We start from the raw sequence: 23,409 nt of genomic DNA, 5'->3' as shown, positions 1-23,409 counted from the left end.
CTTTTATTTTGAATTTATAAAAGGAAATATAGGTATTTATATGTACTCTAATTATAATAATGAAAACAAAAGGAGGAGGCTATGACTAGTACAAATAATAATTCTACTGATCTTGTTAATATAAGGGATTTGTTGCCAGAAGATATTCCAATTTTACCTCTTGTAATAAGACCTATTTTCCCAAACATTCTAACTCCAATCGCTTTCACAGGAGAGGATTTTTTACAAGCGATAAAAGATGCAGAGGAACATTACAACGGTTTTATTGGTTTAGTTTTTGTAAAAGATATTGATGATAATGATTATTTCAATTCAACTCTATATGATGTTGGAACTGTTGTTAAAATTAATAAAGTTACATCTATCTCCCAAGACTCTGTTCAAGCAATTGTTTTTGGAATAGAACGATTTAAAAAGAAAAAAGTTATACCTGGAAATTCTAGATTATGTTGGAAGGTTAAATATAACAAGGAATCAATTGATTCATCAGTTGAACTTAAAGCTTATATGCTTGCTATTATGACATCTTTAAAAGAGATTTTTGAGGTCAATCCTATCCTAAAAGAGGAGCTAAAACTTTTAGTTTCTCAAGCATCTTACGATCATCCAAGTATTTTTATAGATTTTGTTTCTTCCATGTTAAAAGCTGAAGCTAAAGATCTTCAAGAACTTTTAGAAGAGTTTAATATCGTTAATCGTTCACAACAACTTTTAACTATGTTGAAAAAAGAATTAGAAATTTCTCAACTTCAAGCTAAAATTTCTAAACAAATCGAAGATAAAGTTAGTAAACAGCAAAAAGAATACTTTTTAAAAGAACAACTTAAATTAATAAAACAGGAACTTGGATTAGAAAAAGATGAAAAATCAGCAGTTATTGATAAAATTGTAGATAAAATAAATCATATTCATCTATCTCCAGAGGCTGAAAAAATAGTTGATGAACAACTTGAAAAACTCTCTCTACTTGATCAAGGTTCTCCTGAATACCATGTGGCTCGAACATATATTGAATCCATTGTTGAACTTCCATGGGGAGTTTTTTCTAAAGATAGATTAGACATAAAAAAAGCTAAAACAATTTTAGACCGTGATCACTATGGTCTTGAGGATATTAAAAATAATATTTTAGAATTTGTAAGTACAGTTATAAAAACTGGAAATGTTAACGGGTCTATTCTTTGTTTAGTTGGACCTCCAGGAGTTGGAAAAACATCCATTGGTAAGTCAATAGCAGAGTCATTAAATAGGAAATTTTATCGTTTCTCTGTTGGTGGAATGGTTGATGAAGCTGAAATCAAAGGACATAGAAGAACATATATTGGAGCTATGCCTGGAAAAATTATTCAAGCTTTAAAACTTGTACAAACATCAAACCCTGTTATTATGATTGATGAAATAGATAAAATTGGAAATAGTTTTAGAGGAGATCCGGCATCTGCTTTATTAGAAGTTCTAGACCCTGAACAAAATAAGGATTTTTTAGATCACTATTTAGATATTAGATATGATTTATCTAAAATTCTTTTTGTTACAACTGCAAATCAATTGGATACAATTCCAAGACCACTACTTGATAGAATGGAGATTATTCATTTATCAGGTTATATTCTTGAAGAAAAATTACAAATAGCTCAAAAATACTTAATTCCTCAACAGCTTAAAGCTCATGCTTTAGATAGTAAAGAGATTACAATAAGTAAAAATGCTCTCAAATTTATAATAGATAAGTATGCTAGGGAAGCTGGGGTTAGAACTTTAGATAAATCTATTCGAAAAATTATGAGAAAAGTAAATCTTAAAATTGCTGAAGGTAATAAAGAAAAGGTTAGAATAAATGAAAATAATGTTGAGTCTTACTTAGGAGTTCCAATTTTTACTACAGAGGAACTTTATCAAAATGAAATTCCTGGAGTTACTCTTGGATTAGCATGGACATCTATGGGTGGAGCAACATTATATATCGAAGCAGCTAGTATCAGTAATAAAGAAACTGGACTAAAGTTAACAGGACAATTGGGAGATGTTATGAAAGAGTCTGCAGAGATTGCATACTCATACATTAGATCATTACTTGCTAAAGATAATACTCTTCCTACTGAAGTAAAAGAATTTTTTGATAAAAATAGAGTTCACTTACATGTACCCGAAGGGGCTACTCCTAAAGATGGCCCATCCGCTGGTATCACAATGGCCTTAGCTCTTTACTCTTTAGCTACCAATACCCCTATTAGAAGAGGTCTTGCTATGACTGGAGAGTTAACTTTAACTGGTAAAGTTTTACCTATTGGAGGAGTTCGAGAAAAAACTATTGCTGCTAGAAGAGTTGGTGTGTTTGAATTACTTCTTCCTAAAGATAATAAAAAAGACTTCGATAGACTTCCAGATTTTTTAAAAACAGGTATAACAGTTAATTATGTTGATTATTTCACTGACGTTATTAAGTATGCTATAAAAAAATAGAAAAGGAATGCTTCAATGCATTCCTTTTTACTTTATTTCAATCTCTTTTATAATATCACCATCTAAACTTTTTACACAGAAATAATTATCCTCTAAAATCCCATAACTATTTACATTTCCACCTTTCGGTAAAGATATAGAACCTGGATTTAATCTATATATACCATCTTTTTCATATGCTACAGGTAAATGAGTATGTCCATACATAAATACATCTCCTTCACATATATTAGGTAATTTTTCTTCACTATATATATGACCGTGTGTTACAAAAATTCGTTTCTCTTTTAAGAAAATCGTAGAATAATCCCCTAAAATTGGATATTGTAACATCATTTGATCCACTTCACTATCACAATTCCCTCTGACAGCAATTATTTTATCCTTATAATTATTTAATATATCTGCAACTTCTTTTGGGTTATATTCCAATGGCAAGGGATTTCTTGGTCCATGATATAATTCATCACCTAATATCAATATATATTTAGCCTCTTCTTTTTCATAAGCTTCTAACGCTTTTTTTAAGAAATAACTCGATCCATGAATATCTGATATTACAAAAATTTTCATAGTTACTCTCCTTAAGATATTTTTTTTCATTATATATCAATTTTTTAGAAAAAAAAAGGAATTTATTTATTTTTTTTTAATAATACTTTAAGAAAAAAGTTGCCATTTTAATATTAAAATGGTATACTTCTGTCGAGTATATATTCAAAATGTATATTTATACTTAATTAAATTTATTTTAGGAGGTTATCATGGCTTATAGAATTAACGAAGAAATCTGTATCGGATGCGGAACTTGCGAAGCAATCTGTCCTGTTAGCTGTATTTCAGAAGTTGACGGTGGAAAAAGAAGAATCGACGAAGACCAATGTATTGATTGTGGTGCTTGTGCAGGTTCTTGTCCTGTTGAGTGTATCTCTCCAGCTGAGTAATAACTTATAATAAGAGATCAAGAGATTGATCTCTTTTTTATTATATATTTATATTAAAAAGGAGAGATTGATGAAACTTATTTATAAAGTTGATATTGATGAAATTGGAGAGTTTATAGATAGACCTAATAGATTTACTGCATCTCTAGAGCTCAATAGCAAGGAGATTATTACTGCTCATGTCCATGATTCTGGAAGAATTAAAGAGCTTCTTTTTCCTGGAAATAAAGTTTTTTTAAGAAAAGCAAAAAATATTGAAAATAGAAAAACTTTATGGGATGTCATTGCTGCTTATGCAGATGATAATGAAGAGATTTTAATTAATTCATCTATTCATAGATATATCACTGATAACTATTTTAAAAATGAAGAGATTTCTATTTTCGGAAAAATAGATTTTATAAAACCTGAAATAAAATTTGGTAATAGTAGGTTAGATTATCTAATTAAAAAAAATGGCGAAAATATATATATTGAAACTAAAGGAGTATCTCTTTCTAACAATAAAATTGCTACTTTCCCAGATGCCCCGAGTATAAGAGCAACAAAACATTTAAATGAGCTCATTGAAATTAAAAAATCTGGTCATCGTGCTGCTGTTATTCTTATTATTTTAAGGGATTCTGATTTTTTTATTCCTAATTATGAGACTGATCCAACTTTTTATGAAGCATTTTATAAAGCCATTAAAGAAGGTGTTGAGATTTATCCATTACAATTTACTTTTATCAATGGAGAAATTTTCTTTAAACATAAAGAAATTAAAATTATTCCTTATAAACACAACTTCTAAATATAGATTTCTATACATTTTTGTATTTTCATATTTTTATGATATAATAGTAATAAAAATGTTTGGAGGTCACTGTGGAAGACAAATTTTTAATTGAATCTTTAAATAATTTACTTAAAGATGATCTTTTTAAAATCTTAGCTAAATTTAATATAAAAATTGCTAAAAGTACTGTAAAAGGAAAAATTATAGAAAAGGTTACAGAAGCTTATGAAAATAATACTTCAGCTTTTTTAGAGATTTTTTCTAAGGATACTATATCTTTAATCTCTCAATTTAGTTTTGAGAAAAACCAAGTTAGTGAACAAGACTTCTTTGAGTACGAAGAGTTTTTACTACCACTACAAAGTTTTGGATTTATATCTAAAAATATTATAAAAGAGAAAGATAATAACCACTATATTATCTCAACATGGTTTATCGAAACTATAAACTCTATTTCTCAAAAAGAAGAGAACAAGGTCTTAATTGACTCTTACCAAGAGCTTGAGATGCTAATTTTAGGAATGATTAGATTCTATGGTGTTATTGATGAGCATAAGTTATTAGAACTTTTACTTCCTACATTTAAAGATTTTACTTTAGAAAAAATTCATGCCTTTATTGATTCTAGATGGATTTTAAATGTATTTATATCAAAATTGGAAGATTCTGGAAGCAAAACTATCTATTTGGTAGCTGATTCTGTTTCTGAACCTGTTGATATTCTGCATGAAACAATTAAATACGATGGTTTAGAGTATAAAATATTAACAAATGATGAATACAAAAACTATTGGAATTACTTCTTCATTGAAAAAACTCAAGAGGTTGCTGATTTAATAGCTCTTCTGATGTCTCATAAAATGCAAGGAGCTCAAATTGGATTTGAAATTACAACAATAATTGATAGATTAAAAAATAATATGGCTATAGAAGAGATTGTTTCTGATTGCAAAACAAGAATTGAATTTGACAATTCTAATTCTGAATCTATCTTTGTAGCTCTTATAACTAAAATTTCTAAATCTTTACCTCTTTGGACTCTAAAAGGACATTCATATATTGAAGTTTTTGGTGAAAATCAACCACCAAGAGTGGTTAATAAAGTTGGTAGAAATGAAAATTGTCCATGTGGATCAGGAAAAAAATATAAAAAATGTTGCGGAAAATAAAAAAAATAGGAGCTTGGCTCCTATTTTTTTATTCAATTATATTTGGTTTTAGTTAATTTCTATACCTTAATAGTATAGTATTTGTGCGATTTTGTCAAGAATTTATTTTTTTCTTCATTTTAATGTATTTTTTATGTATAATATATAGAAAAATAAAGGAGTTTTGTATGAATTTTTTAAACAATTTTTTTAAGATCAAAGAAAGGCATAGTAGTATCAAACATGAAATTATTGGAGGAACAACTACTTTTCTAACCATGGCTTATATTATTTTTATCAATCCCGCAATTCTTAGTGAATCTGGAATGGATAAAGGAGCCCTTATTACCGTTACTATTATTTCAGCAGCTATTGGAACTCTTATATCTGCTCTTTTAGCTAATGCACCTTTTGCTTTAGCTCCTGGTATGGGATTAAATGCATTTTTCACTTACTCTCTTGTTATTGGAAGAGATATTCCTTGGGAAACAGCATTAGGTATTGTTTTTCTTTCTGGAGTATTTTTCTTTTTTTTATCAATTGGAGGAATTAGAGAAAAAATTGCAAACGCTATTCCACTTTGTTTAAAAATATCTGTTACTGGAGGAATTGGTCTTTTTATCGCTTTTATTGGTCTAAAAACTTTAGGAATTGTTTCTTCTAATCCAGCAACAATTATTGGTTTGGCAAGATTCAACTCACAAATTTTAATTGGAGTTATTGGTTTATTTATTGCAATTATATTAGAAATAAAGAAAGTTAAAGGTGGAATACTAATAGGTATAATCTCATCTACTGTTATCGGTTTATTTACTGGTGATACTGTAATGCCTAGCTCTATTGTATCTATGCCACCTAGTATTGCACCAATAGCTTTTAAATTAGATATTTTAGGTGCTCTAAAATTATCTTTGTTAGGTCCTGCATTTTCTTTTATGTTTGTTGACCTTTTTGATTCTCTTGGAACTCTAATCGCATGTTCTAAAGAGATTGGACTTGCTGACAAAAATGGAAAAGTTAAAGATCTTGGAAAAATGTTATATGCTGATGTTACCTCTACTATAATTGGTGCAGTTCTTGGAACAAGTACTGTTACTACTCTTTCAGAAACTGCTGCTGGAATTGCTGCTGGTGCTAGAACTGGATTAGCTTCAGTTGTAACTTCTCTTTTCTTTATAGTTGCATTATTCTTTACACCTTTAGTTTCTATTGTTCCATCATTTGCAACATCGCCAGCTCTTATTATCGTTGGAGTTTATATGTTTAAAAATATTTACGAACTAGATTGGAAAGACTATAAAACTCTTTTCCCATCTTTTGTTACGATACTAATGATGCCTTTAACATATAGCATCAGTACAGGACTAGCATTTGGTTTCATATCTTATATAATTATCCATGCTGGAACTGGGGATTTCAAAAAATTAAACCCTACCCTTATCTTTATTGGAACTTTGTCAGTTCTAAGTCTAATTGTATAAAAGTAAAAGACAGCTATTTTTTTAGCTGTCTTTTATTAATTCGATCAATATTTCAATTAATCTTTCTCTAGCTGGAGATTTTGTCATTGGAACATGGTCAGAATCCAATGTTATATACTTCCACTTTCTTTTTTCCACTCTTTTCCTCATAATCTTTTTAGGTTTTTCTAAGTGCTCAAACCCAGTACTATCTAAACAATCTATATAGGCTCCTGGAATTTTTTTTCCACTTCCCTTAAATTTAACTTTTTCTTTATATGGAGTAAAAGGCATATCTTTTATTAATGGATGCTCTTTTCCAAATAATCTTTTAGGCAAATATTTTCCTTCTCCTTCATCCTGACATATTTCATGTAACTCACTCTCTCTTTTTTCTCCAAATAAAGTTAAAATACTTTCATCATCTTCTAGAAAAAAACTATCAATATATACTTGATATCTTATTCTTTCAGGAATTAGTTCTACCACTGCTGATACCACTGCTCCTCCAAAAGAATGCCCTATTAAATAGACATTATCTAAATTATTTTCTAATATTAAATGCTCTATCTCTTTTGCGTAAGTAGTCAAATTAATTTTATTTTCTAATATTTTTTTTCTATCTCCTATTCCCGATAGATTTGGACAGTAAACATTACTACCATAAAGTTTTAATATTTTTTCTATATCTCTAAAAACCCATCCACCTACTCCCGCTCCATGTATCAAAATTATATTTTTTTTCATTTTCACCTCTATAAATAATAAAAGGCTTGAAATTAATCAAGCCTTAATATATTACAGTCCTTTTAATAACATCTGTACCTCTGGTCCAATTGGTAATCCACTTAACATCCAAGCAGCTAAGAAAATCGACCATCCAATTAAGAATGTTATTGAATAAGGAAGCATTACTGATATCAATGTTCCTAAAGAAGCTTTCTTATCATATTTTTGCATAAATACAATTATCATTGCAAAATATGACATTAAAGGAGAGATTATATTTGTACTTGAATCTCCTATTCTATAAGCTAGTTGTGTAAATTCTGGTGAATATCCTATTCTCATTAACATTGGGATAAATACTGGTGCTAATATAGCCCATTTAGCTGAAGCTGATCCCATAAACAGATTTAGGAATCCTACTATTAATATAAATCCTATTACTAATGGAATTCCACCAATTCCAGCTGTTTCTAAGAAATCCGCTCCCTTTACAGCTAAAATAGTTCCTAAATTTGTATATCCAAAGTATGCTATAAACTGAGATGCGAAGAATACTAGAACTATATATCCTGACATTCCTTGCATTGACTTAGTTAACATTCCCATTACATCTGAATCACTCTTTATTGTCCCTACAGATTTTCCATAAGCTAATCCTGGAAGTGCGAAGAATATCACGATTATTGGTACTAATCCGCTTCCTAAGAAGTTTTTACCTAATGCAAAGTAAATTGGTACTAATAAAACTAACATGATTATTGTTGCTATCCCTGCTGCTCTTAAACCTTTTTTCTCTTCTGTACTAACCTCTTGGAAATCAATAGCTTCATCACCAGTATATTTTCCTAATCTTGGCTCTACTATTTTATCATTAATTAAAGTTCCTAAAAAAGCTATTAAAAATGTTGATGCCATCATGAAATACCAGTTTGCTGTTGGCAATACCTCATATGTTGGATCAAGTATTCTAGCAGCCTCTGTTGAAATTCCACCTAAAAGTGGATCTATTGTTCCTATTAATAAGTTAGCTGAAAATCCTCCAGAAACTCCAGCAAATGCTGCTGCTAATCCTGCTATTGGATGTCTACCAAACGATAAGAAAATTAGAGCTGCTAACGGTGGTAGTACAACATATCCTGCATCAGATGCCACGTTTGACATGATTCCTAAGAAAATAACCATCACTGTTACTAATTTTTTTGGTGTTGATAATGCAACTTTTTTTAATATCGCTGCCATTAACCCAGATCTTTCAGCAATTCCTATTCCTATTATTGCAACTAATACTGTTCCTAAAGGTGCAAACCCAGTAAAGTTTTTAACCATAGATGTAAATATATAATTTACTCCTTCTTTAGTCATCAGAGATTTTGTCGATATAATCATCTCTTCTGTTTTCATTGTCTTACTATTAATTCCAACGAAATCAACAGACCAACCTAAAGCTCCACCTATTCCAGATATTATAACAACTACTACTGCTAATATTGCAAAAAGTGTTGCTGGATGTGGTAGGGCATTTCCTCCCTTTTCAATTATGTTCAAGAATTTGTCAATAAAACTCTTGTTCTTAAGTTCGTTCTTTTTTAATTCAGCTTCCATTTTCCCCTCCATATTGATAATTTATTTTCATTTTATAACAAAATGATTAATAAACTTTCTACTATAGATAAAGGATACCATATTTTATACAAAATTAACAAGATTAATTTTATATATTTTTTATAAAAAAAATATATATTGTTCTGCAGTTAGTACTTTTTACGAACGTTTTTTTGTTTTTTTATATTATTTAATATATTATTTAATTTTTTTAAATGACTTATCCAATGATGTTAAAATTTCATAAGAATCTTTTTTTACTAAAACATCATCTTCGATTCTTACTCCACCAAAATTTGGAAGATAAATTCCAGGCTCAATTGTTATTATCATTCCCTCTTTTAATATTTTATTCTCTGCCTTAAAAGAAACTCCTGGATACTCATGAATTTGAAGTCCGATACCATGTCCTAATCCATGACCAAAGTATTCTCCGTATCCTTTTTCTTTAATAAAATCTCTAGCTATTGCATCTAATTCATGGACTGAAATTCCTGCTCTAACCTCTTTTATTGCTTTTTCGTTTGCTTGTTTTACAATCTCATATATCTCTAAATGTTTTTCTGACGGATTATTCCCTACGTAAAATGTTCTTGTTATATCTGAAGCATATCCTTTATAAAAACATCCATAATCTATTGTCAAAAAACCTTCCTCTATTTTTTTATCACTAGCTACACCATGAGGTAAAGCTGATCTTTCATTAGATACAACAATAAGGTCAAACGATGGCTTTGAAGCTCCTAATTTTCTCATTTGATATTCTAGTTCTGCTGCAATCTCACTCTCTTTTACTCCAATTTTAATTTTAGGAATTGTTAACTCTAAAGCTTTTTCTGCAATCTCTACAGATTTTTTTATTATTTCTATCTCTTTTTCTGACTTTATTTCTCTTATCTTTATAAAATTATCATCTAAATATACATATTCTAAACTTGGGAAGTTACTCTCAAAAAGTTTAAATTGGTCTAACGTCACATTTTGATTTTCAATACCTAACTTCTCAACTTTGAATTCTTTTAATATCTCTCCAATTTTTTTTAATGTAGATATATTTTCACAAATTAATTCATAACCATTTTTTTCCACTTGTTCTTTCCCCTGAGCTACATATCTAAAATCAGTTATAAAAAATCTCTTTTCTCCTACTATCAATGCTACTCCTGTTGTTCCTGTAAATCCTGTAAAATATCTTACATTAAGCAGATTAGTAATTAAAATTGCATCAACATTTTTTTCCTTCATTAACTTTTTTAAATTCATCAAATTACCCCCTTAAAATATTATTTTTCCTCCACCTATTACTAAGTCATCGCTATATATTACTAAATGCTGGCCTTTTGCATTTTGTGGATTTTCATCTTCATATTCAAAATATATTTTTTCGTTTTCTTTAATTACTTTACCATAAAAACCTTGGCTTGAAAACCTTGGTTTTGCTAAAACTCTCATTGCTTCTAATTCATCAAAAGAAATATGTGCCTTAAAGTTTTCTAGCTCCACTATTTTTTTATACAGCTCTGAGTAATCGCCTAAAATTATTTCATTTGTTTCTGGTAAAATATCAACAATAAAATATATTTTAGAAAATAGGACTCCCAGTCCTCTTCTTTGACCAATTGTATATAGTTGATATCCTTGGTGTTGACCTAAAATTTTACCAGTTTTATCTAAATAGTTTCCAGGTTTAATCTTATCACCCAACATTTTTTTTAAAAATTCTAAATATCCCTCTTTAGCAAAACATATGCCTTGACTATCCTTTTTATCAAAAACTTTTACTCCATATTTTTTAGCCTTTTCCCTAACAATAGTTTTTTCATATTTAGCTAGAGGAAATATCATTCTCTCTATTATTTCAGGCTCTATTCTATATAGCATATATCCCTGATCTTTTCTTACGTCCTTTGGTTTTTTAAATAGATTTCTTTTAAATCTATTTTCTTTACTTATCTCGCAGTAGTGACCAGTTGCTATATAATACGCTTCTTTCAAATTAGCAATCTCTATTAATTTTTTTATTTTTATTATCTCATCACAAACTACACAAGGTGATGGTGTCATTCCTTTTGAATACTCGTCTATAAAATACTTAACAATTTTTTCATTAAATTCATCTACAATATCCAAAACTATATGCTCTATATTTAACTCTTTTCCAAGAGATATTGCATCTTTCAAATCTTGTGATTCTCTCTGCTCTTTACTAACTACTAAAGTAACTCCAATTACTTCAAATCCATCCTCTTTTAACATATATGCTGAAGTTGATGAATCTACTCCACCACTCAGTCCTAAAACTATTCTTTTCTTATTCATATTTTCCTCTATTTTTTTGATATGTGAATTGATCCAATATTATATTTTTTTATTTCATTTCCTACAAATACCTCTAACATTCCATCCTCTAAAATATCTCCAGCTATCCCACTTTCCTCTTTATCAAATGTAACGATATTTATTCTTTTACCATACAGATAATTAACTTTATTAATTTTCTCTAGTATCTCTTTCCATTTTCCTTTTTTAAACTCTTGAAAATTATTATAAAAATCTTCAACAACAGTTACTATAACTTTCTCTAAATCATATGTTTTACCTGTTTTTTCTCTCAGAGATATTGCAATATTTTTAGCTTCCTCTAAATTTAGATTATTTACATTTAAACCTATTCCAATAATATAGTTATCTCTTATTTTTTCTACTAAAATTCCACTTATTTTTTTTTCATCCAAATATAAATCATTCGTCCATTTAAACTTATAATCTAAATTCTCTATTTTTTTTAATGAGTATAAAAGAGAGTACCCTATCAAAAGAGGTAGTTTCATATACTCCTCTTCTGGTATTTCTATATCATGTTTTAACACAAATGAAAACAATGCAGCTCCTTCAGTAGAAACCCATTTGTTCCCTCTCCTTCCTCTTCCCAATGTTTGAACTTTTGCTATTGCTAAATCTCCTTCTCCTACATCAGCTTTTTCTCTTAAAAACTTATTTGTTGAATCTATCTCATCAAATCTATATATTCTCATTATTTCTCCTTATAAAGAAAAAATTAGGCAGAATTCTGCCTAATTTTTTTTAGTCGTTATATCCCTCAGGATTTTCTTTATGCCACTTCCAAGCTGTTTCTATTATTGAATCTAACGATGCGTACTTAGGTTTCCATTTTAACTCGTTCATTGCTTTTTCTGAGCTAGCAACTAATTTTGCTGGATCTCCTGCTCTTCTTGGAGATACCTCTGCTGGTATTGGATGCTTTGTTACTTTTCTTGCTACATCTATAACTTGCTTAACTGAGAATCCCTCTCCATTACCTAAATTATAAACTGTACTTTCTCCACCATTTTTTAATCTATCTAAAGCTAAGATGTGTGCATCTACTAAATCCATTACATGAACGTAATCTCTTATACATGTTCCATCCTCAGTTGGATAATCATCTCCATATATACCTATTTTTTCTCTCTTTCCTAATGCCACTTGTAATATTATTGGAATAAGATGAGTTTCTGGGCTATGATCTTCTCCAATTTCTCCTGTTGGATAAGCTCCCGCTACATTAAAATATCTAAGAGCTGTATATTTTATTCCATATGCATAGTCATACCACTTTAATAATTTTTCAACCATTAATTTACTCTCACCATAAGGATTTGTTGGCAAAGTTTCATCTGTTTCTAAAATAGGTATATTTTTAGGTTCCCCATATGTTGCTGCTGTCGATGAAAATACAATATTCTTTACATTGTATTCTTTCATTGTATTTAGTAAATTCATCGATCCAACTACATTATTTTCAAAATATTTAGCTGGATTTGTCATACTTTCTCCCACTAGAGAATCAGCTGCAAAGTGTATAACACCCTCTATTTTATTATCTTTAAAAACTCTTTTTAAAAACTCTAAATCTCTCAAATCTCCTAAAGCTAATTTTATATTTTCTGGAATAGCTTCCACATGCCCTGTTTGCATATTATCTAAAACAATTACCTCTCTTTTTGCTTCTAATAAAGCTTTTACTGCATGACTTCCAACGTAGCCAGCTCCACCACAAACTAATATTGCCATCTTTATCCTCCTATGGTTTTTTCTTTATTATATTTGCTTTTTAATGTCCAGTCAATCCTTTTAAAACCCTTTATGCTGTATCTTATTTAATTTATTTAAAAAAGATTACATTTGTAAAAATAGCTAGATTATAAATCTAGCTATTTTTTACTATCTTATTTTATTTAAAATTCCCATTCCATATACAGGTCCTGTATGTGAAGCTATAGTTGCTCCTATTTCCATTCTACCTCTATAATCTAATTTTTTTGTTTTTTCTGCAATACTTCTCAGTTGGTCTGCAGCTTCTAATTCACTACGAGTTCCACCCCAACCAGTATACATTATTATTGAATTTTTTTCGTTTTTAATTAGTTTTTCCATATATGATAAAGCTCCTCTTTCTCCAAGAGCTTTCGCTTCTATACATACTTCTCCATTCTCTAATTTTAAAACTGGTTTAATTTTTAAGAATCCACCAATAACTGATGATGCTCTTCCTATTCTTCCACCTTTTTCTAAATACGAAAGTTCTTTTACAACAAAATAAACTTTCATTTTACTTTTTGTTTCGTCAATCCATTCGATTATCTCATCAAATGACTTTCCTTCTTTTACCATTTTTGCTGCTTCTAAAACTATATGTGCTAAAGCAAATGTTACGGCTTTAGAATCTACTATAGCAATATCATCCTCTTTATTAAGCATTCCTCTCGCTACTCTAGCAGCTTGTTGAGTTCCACTTAATTTACTTGAAATATGAATCGAAATAATTTTTTTATAACCTTTTTCAAGTAACTTTTCATAAAGTTCTTTAAACTCAGCTGGTGATGGTTGAGATGTTTTAGGAACTATATTTTCTTTTAATAATTGCTTCCAAAACTCTCCTTTAGAAATATCTACACCATCTCTATAATATGTATCTCCTGCTAATTTTATTTTTAACGGGATTATATCCACATCTAAGCCTTTTATCATGTCTGGTGTTAAATCAGACGTAGAATCTGTTACAATGGCAATTTCAGGCAACTCAGGGTTTCTATTTGTTATATATATATAATATGGATAATTTTCTTGTCCTATTACTAAATCTGAATATTTAATTGTAGATTTTATTCCTTTAAGAATTTTATTTGCTTCCTCAGTAGAACCTTTTCCAATACATGCAAATATATTTAATGTTTCACTATTTACACACTCTTTATATGTACTTTCAATAATCTCTTCTAATGTAGCTGCTCTTAATTTTATTTTTCCATTAATTAACGCTATATAATCTCCTTGAGATATTGATAATTCATCAACTTTAGTATCTCTAACTGCCTGAGTTATCTCAATAGAGGTATTAAATGGAAGTTGCTTTAAGATTTCATCCATTCCAAAATCTTTATTTTTTACAACATACTCTCCTTCTAACATTGTTTTAGTTTCTAAAACAGTAACTTCTTTAGAAGATCTTTCTGCTGCCATTTTAGCAGATGATATAATATTTTTATTATTTGGTAAAATAACTATCTTATCAGCTTTTATTTTATTAATTCCCTCTTCTATATCAGCAACACTTGGATTTTGTGTTTGTCCTCCTATTAATACAGCTGTAGCTCCATTATCTAAAAATAAATTTCCTAATTCCATATTATCAACAATAGCAAAATATGCTATAGGTTTACTATTTTCATTTTGAACTAGAACTTTACCTTTTCTATCAATTTTATATTGTTCAGCATCTGTCAAAAGCATATTCTTATGCTGAATCTCCATATTATCAATTTTTATATTTGATAAATTACCTAATTTACCAGCTATTTCCAGTATTAATCCTGGATTATTTGTATGTACATGAGTTTTTGTTTTCTTTGATGTTTGAGCACATACCATTGAATCTCCATAGTTTACTATTTTTGACTTGTAATCATCCAAGTCAAAATCTCCAGATTCAATTACAAACTCTGTACAATATTTAAATTTTATATCTTCAAATACATGATTTCCAGAGTGTTCCATTATATCTTTTCTTTTAGCTTGAGATTGAACTATTCTCTCCAAATCATGAAGCATTTCTGGATCAGTAATTGACTTTTCAAATCCTTCTAAAATATAGAATATTCCCTGTCCTCCAGCATCTACCACACCAGCCTCTTTTAATTTTGGTAATTGATTTGGCGTTTCTTCTACAGCTTCTTTTGCTGCCTCTTTTAAGTAAACTAAAAATGGAATAAAGTCATCTGATGAACCATTATATAGTTCCGCTTCTTCAGCTACTCTTCTTATAACAGTTAGCATTGTTCCTTCTACAGGCTCACTTACAGCTTTATATGCCTTTTCTTTAGCTAATCTAAAAGCTATCTTTACATCATCTACTGTAACTTCCTCTTTAGTTCTAACTCCCTCTAAAAATCCTTGGATAATTTGAGATAAAATCGTTCCAGAATTTCCTCTTGCTCCTAAAAGAATTGCTTCTGAAACTATATCAGCTAATTCTTCCATATCTGGCTCATGATTTAACTTTATTAATTCATTTTCAACTGCTTGTAATGTCATAGACATGTTTGTTCCTGTGTCTCCATCTGGTACTGGATATACATTTAAATCGTTTAAAACATCTGAATACTTTGATAACCATCTACTTGCAGCTATCAATAACTTTGTTAGCCTAGTAGAGTTTAATACCTTTACTTCTATATTCATTATTTTCCTCCATTTTTAGAATGTTGGTGGATTTACCACCCAAAGAGCTCTCGCTCTTTTATCTGAATTATTTTTAAATCTATGCTTTTGACTAGATTTAAAATAGAAACTATCTCCTTCGTGTAAACTATGGACAGTTTCTTCTATATATATATCTAAACTTCCCTCAAGAATAAATATAAACTCTTCTCCGTGATGAGTATAGTAACTTCGACCACTTTCACCACCTGGTCCAATTTCATATAAAATTGGTTCCATACTTTTCTCTATATTTGATGATGTTAATAAAGAGATGGTTGTATTTGAATCCACACTCTCTACATATTTTCTTTCTTTTGCCCTAATTAAATCTGAATTTTTCTTTACCTCTTCATCTTCAATTAGATAACTAACTCTTACATCTAATGAATTTGCTATTTTTTTTAAGTTCTCAATTGAAGGAGATGCTTTTCCTTGCTCTATTTGTGATAAAAAACTAGCTGATAAATCAACCATCGTCGCTAACTCTCTTAATGATAATGATTTTTCATTTCTACTTTTTTTTATTCTCTCTCCTATACTCACTTTTTATTCATCCTCCTCTAAGATTTTATATAGTTCAAATAGACTATGGAGAACTGCTTTTTTTCTTATCTTTTCCCTATCCCCTGTGAAATTGAACTTAAAACTTACCACTTTCTCTTTAACTTTAACTCCAATATAAACTAATCCTACAGGTTTTTCTTGGGTTCCACCATCAGGACCTGCAATTCCTGTCGTAGAAATTCCTACGTCGGTTGTTAATCCATTCACCATTTTTTCTGCTACTTCTTTACTAACAGCTCCATATTTTTCTATTAAATTTTTATCTACTTTTAATCGACTTACCTTTGATTCGTTACTATATGTTATTATTCCCTCTTGAAAATATTTTGATATTCCTGGTACTGTAACAATCGTTGAAGACAACATTCCTCCCGTACATGATTCCGCTACAGAAAATGAATAGTTTTTCTTTTTTAAAATATTAAAAATTTTTTCTTCAATTTTTTCTTTATCTTCACCTAATATATATTTTCCTATACTATTATATATCTTTTCCTTAATTTTTTCCACTGTGATTTTATGTCTATTTGATGTTTGCATTCTAACTATTATACCATAATCTTTGACTAAAAATTCATACTCTATATTAGGATCTATAAAATACTCCTTAATCTTCTCTTCAAGTATTGATTCTGGAATTCCAGAAACTATTATATCCTTAATATAAATTGGATCTAAATCAACACAAAATTTTTCTATATAAAATTTTAAAAATTTAGGAAACATATTATATAGTTCTCTAGGTACTCCTGGAAATGCTGCGATTCCATCTATATAAAATGCTGGTGCCATCCCCACATCATTTTTTATTGAAATTGCTCCTTCTGGCTTTTCAACCTCTTTATGATTTTTATCTAAAAATTGGATATTTAATTTTTTAAATTTTTCTTTTAACTCTTTTAATTCATCATCATCTATTGTAAATTTTTTATTCAAAAATTTTCTTATTGCCTCTTTAGTTAAGTCATCATCTGTTGCACCTAATCCTCCAGATAATATAACTAAATCACTTGTTTGTTTAGCAAATACTAAAGCCTTTTCTATTTTTTCTAATGAATCTCCTACCGTTAATTTAAAATCAATTTTTATTCCAACTTTATTTAACTCTTCAGCCATAAATACACTATTGGTATCTAAAGTTGCTCCATTTAAAAGTTCTGTTCCAACTAATATTAAAGTACATCTCATTTTATCTACCTCTTAGAAAAATATTGTCCATATACAAACCATTAAAAAATTCCCGATAACTCCAGCTAAAAAATCATCTAAAACTACTCCAACACCATTTCCAAAAAACTGCGATTTATAAATTGGACCTATTTTAGTTATATCAAAAAATCTGAAGATTACAAATCCTATTATTATAGCCATAATAGTTTGAAATATACCCACTGGATTTATTAAAAAAAGTGTTGTCAAAAATCCTAGTACTTCATCTATAACAACTTTTTGTGGATCTTTCTCTTTAAAAATCTCTCTTTCTGCTATATCACAAACATAGACAGAAATTGCAAAGAATGTCATCAAAAACATAAAATAGAAAGAATTGTAAATCATATTATTAGGAAATATTTTTTTTAAAAGTACCAATCCTATGTATATCGGAATTCCTCCTAGTGTTCCAAAAGTTCCTGGAGCTACAGGCATCTCTCCCAAACCAAACACTGTTGCTAAATTTTTAACTATTTTTCTATTCATTAAAACACTCCTTTTTCATAGTTATAAGGTCTATATATTCCCTTTCCATCTAGAATATCTTTTATCTCTTCAGGTGTTTCAGTTGTAAACTCTAAAACTAATTCAGAGACTCCAATTTTTTCTAAATATTTTCTATCTTTAAGTATATTTAATGGCTTTTCTAAATAAATTTCACTATTCCCTATACTATTTTTTATTATTGTAAACTTATCTCCTTGCTCATTTTCTATAACCTTTACTTCTTCATCTCCCAAAGATAACTCTGTGTACATAGCTCTTGGTCTTCCATAAGCCAATATAGCTTTTTTTATTTTTGTTTCTCCCATCTCTTCCAATCTTCTATAACTAATTTCAGGAGATACTATAATTGTATCTATTTTCGCTATATTAGAGAAGTGATCAAAGGCATAACGATTTGATATATTTAAATTCCATCCCAATGTTATTTGTGTATTTTTATTTTCTAAAGCCTGATATAAATTAGTTGCCATCTTATTTGATAAATCTATTTTATCTAAATTTTCTTCTCTTGCTACATCATATCCTTTAAAATATATTTTATCTATTCCGTAAGAATTCAAAATATTTATTTGCTCATCTGTTGAAACTATTGCTGATAGTATACTTCTTTTTTCGCTAGATTCTATTCTAGGTAACTTTATTAGCTCACTACAACTCTCTTTTCTATAGCTTAATATTAACTTTTCTAAAAGAATTTTTACAACATCTCTTTTTAATTGTTTTAAAGTAGAAATTGGTAAAAATATATTCTCATCCATTTCAATACTTTTTATAAATCCAACAAATGTTGTATCACCTATCTCTAACAATTTCTCACTTATTATATCTTGTGTTGTTCCTTTATTTTTAGCTTGTTCTATTATACTTTCACTTTCTAAAGATACTTTTATTAGTTCAAATCTATTGTTTAATGTTGAAACTGTTATTTTAGCCTTCTCTCCTACTTTACCTTTAAATTCTATATCTATAACATGTTTTTTATCTGTTGTTTTCATTTTTGATTCAATTAAATCACTAACTTCTTTAGAATAATTTCTAAATATATATTTAGTTCCTTCAGGAATATCTCTCAATATAAAAGTTTCTCCAGCTTTTGCTTCTCTTTTATTTCTTTCGAATTTTGTATCTATTTTATTTATGTATGTTCCACCAATTTTTTCGTAATCTTCAGATAAAAAAGTTACTCCATCTCCTAAGATTATTCTTTCTTTTAATTTTAGTTCTTTTCCATTTAATTCACCAAGATTTTTTCCTAAATGACTAGCAAAACTTTTATTCATTATATCTTTTCTATTTTTATAAAAATATCCCTTACTATAACCTCTATTAAATATTTGTGAACTTTTTTCTTCAACATTATTTCCATTAATTAATTCTTTATAATAACTTACCGTTTGAAAAACATAGTTAGGTTCTTTCATTCTTCCTTCTAATTTAATACTATCTATTCCAATCTCTTTTAATTTTTGAATCTCTTCATATCCATATAATTGATCTTTTGGACTCAATGTATATCCCTCGTCATTTCCATCAGAAGTGTATTTTTTTCTACATGGTTGTGCACACATTCCTCTATTTCCACTACGTCCACCTATAAAACTACTCATATAACAATTTCCTGAATAAGATATGCATAATGCTCCTGAAACAAATATCTCTAACTCAATATCACTATTCTCTCTTATCTCTTTTATCTCTTCAAAAGTTAACTCTCTAGGCAAAACAACTCTTTCAAAACCAATAGATTTTAAATAATTTGCCTCTATATGATTTGCTACAGTCATCTGAGTACTACCATGTAGCTCTAACCCAGGAAAATTAGTTTTTATAAACTCTGCTAATCCAAAATCCTGAACAATAACTGCATCTAATCCATGTTTATACAGCTCTCTTAAGTTTATAGCTATTGCTTCTATCTCAACATCCATCATTATAGTATTTAATGTTAAGAATACTTTTACTCCCCTTGCGTGTGCATAATCTAATGCGTCTTTATACTCTTCTAAAGTCAAATTTACAGCATTTCTTCTTGCACCAAAACCTTTTAATCCCATGTATATCTCATCTGCACCTGCTTTTATAGCAGCGTGAAATCTTTCAATGCTTCCTGCTGGAGCAACTATTTTCATATTTTTCCTCTTTCTATATCTTTGATTATTTTTTCTATTTTTTGTTTTAAATCTTCTAAACTTCCATTATTTTCAATTAAAATATCTGCTTTCATATTTCTTTCTTCTCTAGACATCTGAGTAGCTATTATTTTATTTATTAGAGCAACATCAATGTTATCTCTTTTTTTAATTCTTTCTACTTGAACTTTTAAGTCTATATCCACAACTATTATCTTATCACAATATCTCTCTAAATTAACTTCAAACAATAATGGAACATCAAAAATTACAATCTCTTTTTTATCTTTAAACTCTAAATATTTTTTTATATATATATCCACAACTTTCGGATGAACTATTCCATTTAGTATTTTTAATTTTTTTGAATTATTAAAAATCTCTTTTTTTAACAACTCTTTGTCTACAGAATTACTTTTTAAATTTATAAACTCTTTTCCAAGTTTTTCTTTTATTTCCTCTTTTACTTCTTCAGTTTCTAAAATATCTTTAGCTATTAAATCAGCATCAAAAACTTTAATTCCCATAGATAAAAAGATTTTACTAACTGTAGATTTACCACTTCCTATACCACCAGTTAATCCTAATATCATTGTCATCTCCTTAAAATAGAATATACTATATTCTAACATATTTTCTGATTTTTTTATAAAAAAAAGAGTGAAATATTAATTTCACTCTTGGTTTCATATCTATATTAAGCTGCTGTTACTTCTTTAGCTATTGGTCCTTTATTTCCATCTTCTACGATAAATGAAACATTTTGCCCCTCTTCTAAAGTTCTAAATCCATCCCCAATAATTCCAGTAAAGTGTACAAAATAATCTTTTCCCTCTTCACATGTTACAAAACCAAATCCTTTTTCTTTGTTAAACCATTTAACAGTTCCCTTTAACATCTTAACCTCCGAATAATATAAAAGTATATATAAGTCCCCCTAGGCACTTTATGGATATATTATACATTAAACAACTCCAATTTGCAATACATTTTGTTTGTTTTTTGAAGAAAAAAAAGTTTTTGTATACAATAATTAAAATTAGGACATTTTTTTATTTTGTTTATTATTATAGTATTTAAATAAAAAAAGAGAACTACAATGTAGTTCTCTTTTCAAACGAATTAGAATTAAACTAATTCGATTATAGCCATCTCAGCAGAATCTCCCTTTCTTACAGAAGTTCTGATGATTCTTGTGTATCCACCGTTTCTTTCAGCGTACTTTGGCGCTAAGTCGTTAAATAACTTAGCTACAGCCTCTTCGCTTCTTAAGAAAGCGAATGCTTGTCTTCTGTGCGCAAGAGTTCCTTTTTTACCAAGAGTAACCATTCTCTCAGCAAACTTTCTAAGCTCTTTTGCTCTAGTAACAGTAGTTTCTATTCTATCTGATAAAATTAGAGATATTGTTAAGTTCATTAACATAGCTTTTCTATGGTCAGCTCTTCTCCCTAACTTTCTATATGATTTATTGTGGTTCATTAGTCAGTTAGCCTCCTTATCTAATTATTCTACAGATCCGTTTCCATTTAGATCGAACCCAAGTTCTTTCATCTTTTCAAGGATCTCATCTAGTGATTTTCTTCCTAGATTCTTTATTTTTAGAAGTTCGTTCATTGACATTCTTGCCAACTGTCCAACTTCCTCTATCCCAGCTTTCTTTAAACAGTTAAATGATCTAACTGTTAAATCTAGCTCTTCTATTCTTGTATTTAATACATCATCAGCCTTAGCAGTTGATGTAGGAGTTTCCTCCTCTTCCTCAAGATCTACTCTTAAGTGGTCCATTCTATTTCCTAAGTCAAGGAATGGATCTAAATGATACTTTAGAAGCTCTATTGCATAAGAAATAGCATCTCTTATTTCAACACTTCCGTCTGTTTCTATGTTTAAAGTTAACTTATCGAAATCAGTCATTCTTCCAACCATTGTATCCTGAACTGAGTAAGATACTTTTCTGATTGGTGTATATATAGCATCAACTGCTATAAAGTCTACAGCCCAATCTTTCTTCTCTATCTCTTCAGCAACAACAAATCCTTCACCAGTATCAACTATGAATTCCATATCGATCTCTCTATCTGTAGTTAATGTACAAATAATTTGATCTGGATTTACAATTTCTAATCCGATATCTGGTATTATATCAGCAGCTGTAACAGTCTTAGGTCCCTTTGCAGAAAGAGTCATTTTTCTTTCTCCAGCAGTTTCTGCCTTTATTACTACCTCTTTTACATTTAGCATTATCTCAGTTACAGCCTCTTTTACACCTTCCATAACTGAAAACTCGCTTAGTACTCCGTCGATTCTAACACCTTTAACGGCAGCACCAGGTATAGATGATAGTAAAACTCTTCTCAAAGCATTACCAATTGTATGTCCATATCCTCTATATAAAGGTTCTATAACATATTGACCAGAAAAGTCACTTGTTTTTAATTCGGTAATGTTAATACCCTTAGCATGTTTTTCTATTTTTAACATTTAATCAACTCCTGTCAAAGGATTTATTATCTTGAATAGAACTCAACTATTAAAGCTTCGTTTAAATCGAAATCTAAATCGTCTTTAGTTGGGTTCTGAAGAACTTTTCCTGCGAAGTTAGCTTTATCTAACTCTAACCATGCTGGAACTGTTTTCTCTTCTACTGCAGATTTGATTAACTCGATATTTTTTGAGTTCTCAATTACAGATACTACATCCCCTGCTTTTACTCTATAAGATGCGATGTTAACTCTTCTTCCGTTAACAGCAACGTGTCCGTGAGACACTATTTGTCTAGATTGTCTTCTAGTCTTAGCGAATCCTAGTCTGTAAACTACGTTCTCTAATCTTCTCTCTAAATATTGGATTAAAGTTAAACCAGTAACTCCATCCTTTCTTGAAGCCTCATCATATAATTTTCTGAATTGCTTCTCCATTACATTGTATATAAATTTAGCTTTTTGCTTTTCGTTTAACTGAATTGCATACTCTGTAGGCTTTCTATTTGCATTTGGTCTTGGCCCTCTATTAGAAGATTTGTTAACTCCTAAAACAACTGGGTCGATTCCAAGAGCTCTACATTTCTTTAAAACAGGTTGTCTATTTCTTGCCATCTCTTTATTGTTCCTC

Annotated in this window: 22 protein-coding genes; 5 read left to right on the top strand and 17 right to left on the bottom strand. The window is 29.2% G+C overall.

The genetic code is table 11. The features are described 5' to 3' along the window. The first annotated feature begins 81 nt into the window (after window positions 1–81). Window positions 82–2,463, top strand: a complete 2,382-nt coding sequence (lon, locus tag ACRC8M_RS06025) for an endopeptidase La (protein WP_438528313.1) — start codon at window positions 82–84, stop codon at window positions 2,461–2,463. Between the two features lie 27 nt (window positions 2,464–2,490). Here lon and yfcE read toward each other — a convergent pair whose 3' ends face one another. Continuing rightward, complete coding sequence (yfcE, locus tag ACRC8M_RS06020) at window positions 2,491–3,036, bottom strand: phosphodiesterase (protein WP_438528312.1); 546 nt, start codon at window positions 3,034–3,036, stop codon at window positions 2,491–2,493. 191 nt (window positions 3,037–3,227) lie between these two features. Between yfcE and ACRC8M_RS06015 the strand changes: the two genes are divergently transcribed. The 4 genes from ACRC8M_RS06015 (at window position 3,228) to ACRC8M_RS06000 (ending at window position 6,814) form a co-directional block, all read left to right on the top strand. Continuing rightward, entirely contained in the window at window positions 3,228–3,407 is a 180-nt protein-coding gene (locus ACRC8M_RS06015) for an indolepyruvate ferredoxin oxidoreductase subunit alpha (RefSeq protein WP_438528311.1), read from the top strand. Window positions 3,408–3,477: 70 nt separating this feature from the next. Continuing rightward, window positions 3,478–4,200 carry a DNA/RNA nuclease SfsA gene (gene sfsA, locus ACRC8M_RS06010; RefSeq protein ID WP_438528310.1) on the top strand — a complete coding sequence of 241 codons (723 nt, stop codon included), beginning with the start codon at window positions 3,478–3,480 and terminating at the stop codon, window positions 4,198–4,200. Between the two features lie 74 nt (window positions 4,201–4,274). Further along, on the top strand, window positions 4,275–5,354 hold the full coding sequence (locus ACRC8M_RS06005) for an SEC-C metal-binding domain-containing protein (RefSeq protein WP_438528309.1): 1,080 nt from the start codon (window positions 4,275–4,277) through the stop codon (window positions 5,352–5,354). Window positions 5,355–5,521: 167 nt separating this feature from the next. Beyond that, window positions 5,522–6,814, top strand: a complete 1,293-nt coding sequence (locus ACRC8M_RS06000; protein WP_438528308.1) for an NCS2 family permease — start codon at window positions 5,522–5,524, stop codon at window positions 6,812–6,814. A 21-nt stretch (window positions 6,815–6,835) separates the two neighbouring features. Here ACRC8M_RS06000 and ACRC8M_RS05995 read toward each other — a convergent pair whose 3' ends face one another. The 16 genes from ACRC8M_RS05995 to rpsD form a co-directional block, all read right to left on the bottom strand. Continuing rightward, window positions 6,836–7,540, bottom strand: coding sequence for an alpha/beta hydrolase (locus tag ACRC8M_RS05995; RefSeq protein WP_438528307.1), 705 nt, complete (start codon window positions 7,538–7,540; stop codon window positions 6,836–6,838). Between the two features lie 51 nt (window positions 7,541–7,591). After that, window positions 7,592–9,124 (bottom strand): AbgT family transporter, encoded by a 1,533-nt coding sequence (locus ACRC8M_RS05990; RefSeq protein ID WP_438528306.1) that lies wholly within the window; start codon window positions 9,122–9,124, stop codon window positions 7,592–7,594. A gap of 198 nt (window positions 9,125–9,322) precedes the next feature. Continuing rightward, window positions 9,323–10,387 carry a M24 family metallopeptidase gene (locus ACRC8M_RS05985; protein WP_438528305.1) on the bottom strand — a complete coding sequence of 355 codons (1,065 nt, stop codon included), beginning with the start codon at window positions 10,385–10,387 and terminating at the stop codon, window positions 9,323–9,325. A 12-nt stretch (window positions 10,388–10,399) separates the two neighbouring features. Continuing rightward, window positions 10,400–11,443, bottom strand: a complete 1,044-nt coding sequence (mnmA, locus tag ACRC8M_RS05980) for a tRNA 2-thiouridine(34) synthase MnmA (RefSeq protein WP_438528304.1) — start codon at window positions 11,441–11,443, stop codon at window positions 10,400–10,402. Window positions 11,444–11,451: 8 nt separating this feature from the next. After that, window positions 11,452–12,159, bottom strand: a complete 708-nt coding sequence (locus tag ACRC8M_RS05975; RefSeq protein ID WP_438528303.1) for a biotin--[acetyl-CoA-carboxylase] ligase — start codon at window positions 12,157–12,159, stop codon at window positions 11,452–11,454. Between the two features lie 49 nt (window positions 12,160–12,208). Next, window positions 12,209–13,198 carry a UDP-glucose 4-epimerase GalE gene (galE, locus tag ACRC8M_RS05970; protein ID WP_438528302.1) on the bottom strand — a complete coding sequence of 330 codons (990 nt, stop codon included), beginning with the start codon at window positions 13,196–13,198 and terminating at the stop codon, window positions 12,209–12,211. 150 nt (window positions 13,199–13,348) lie between these two features. After that, window positions 13,349–15,865 carry a DegV family protein gene (locus ACRC8M_RS05965; protein ID WP_438528301.1) on the bottom strand — a complete coding sequence of 839 codons (2,517 nt, stop codon included), beginning with the start codon at window positions 15,863–15,865 and terminating at the stop codon, window positions 13,349–13,351. Window positions 15,866–15,880: 15 nt separating this feature from the next. Then, window positions 15,881–16,429: a helix-turn-helix domain-containing protein gene (locus ACRC8M_RS05960; RefSeq protein ID WP_023050838.1), complete on the bottom strand. Its 549-nt coding sequence runs from the start codon at window positions 16,427–16,429 to the stop codon at window positions 15,881–15,883. Window positions 16,430–16,432: 3 nt separating this feature from the next. Further along, window positions 16,433–17,638 (bottom strand): CinA family nicotinamide mononucleotide deamidase-related protein, encoded by a 1,206-nt coding sequence (locus tag ACRC8M_RS05955; protein WP_438528300.1) that lies wholly within the window; start codon window positions 17,636–17,638, stop codon window positions 16,433–16,435. A gap of 12 nt (window positions 17,639–17,650) precedes the next feature. Beyond that, window positions 17,651–18,148 (bottom strand): phosphatidylglycerophosphatase A family protein, encoded by a 498-nt coding sequence (locus tag ACRC8M_RS05950; RefSeq protein ID WP_438528299.1) that lies wholly within the window; start codon window positions 18,146–18,148, stop codon window positions 17,651–17,653. Further along, a complete protein-coding gene (locus tag ACRC8M_RS05945) occupies window positions 18,148–20,298 on the bottom strand; it encodes a peptidase U32 family protein (protein ID WP_438528298.1) in 2,151 nt (716 codons plus the stop codon). Before ACRC8M_RS05945 ends, ACRC8M_RS05950 begins: the two co-directional genes overlap by 1 nt. After that, window positions 20,295–20,891 (bottom strand): dephospho-CoA kinase, encoded by a 597-nt coding sequence (gene coaE, locus ACRC8M_RS05940; RefSeq protein WP_438528297.1) that lies wholly within the window; start codon window positions 20,889–20,891, stop codon window positions 20,295–20,297. Before coaE ends, ACRC8M_RS05945 begins: the two co-directional genes overlap by 4 nt. A gap of 104 nt (window positions 20,892–20,995) precedes the next feature. Then, complete coding sequence (locus ACRC8M_RS05935; protein ID WP_438528296.1) at window positions 20,996–21,196, bottom strand: cold-shock protein; 201 nt, start codon at window positions 21,194–21,196, stop codon at window positions 20,996–20,998. A 230-nt stretch (window positions 21,197–21,426) separates the two neighbouring features. Next, window positions 21,427–21,777, bottom strand: a complete 351-nt coding sequence (rplQ, locus tag ACRC8M_RS05930; protein ID WP_023050832.1) for a 50S ribosomal protein L17 — start codon at window positions 21,775–21,777, stop codon at window positions 21,427–21,429. A gap of 24 nt (window positions 21,778–21,801) precedes the next feature. Then, a complete protein-coding gene (locus tag ACRC8M_RS05925) occupies window positions 21,802–22,779 on the bottom strand; it encodes a DNA-directed RNA polymerase subunit alpha (protein WP_023050831.1) in 978 nt (325 codons plus the stop codon). A 26-nt stretch (window positions 22,780–22,805) separates the two neighbouring features. Then, window positions 22,806–23,393, bottom strand: coding sequence for a 30S ribosomal protein S4 (rpsD, locus tag ACRC8M_RS05920; RefSeq protein WP_438528295.1), 588 nt, complete (start codon window positions 23,391–23,393; stop codon window positions 22,806–22,808). Between the last annotated feature and the right edge of the window lie 16 nt (window positions 23,394–23,409).

It is taken from the genome of Cetobacterium sp., assembly GCF_051653945.1.
Lineage (GTDB): Bacteria > Fusobacteriota > Fusobacteriia > Fusobacteriales > Fusobacteriaceae > Cetobacterium_A.
This window is presented reverse-complemented; position numbering and strand designations above follow the sequence as displayed.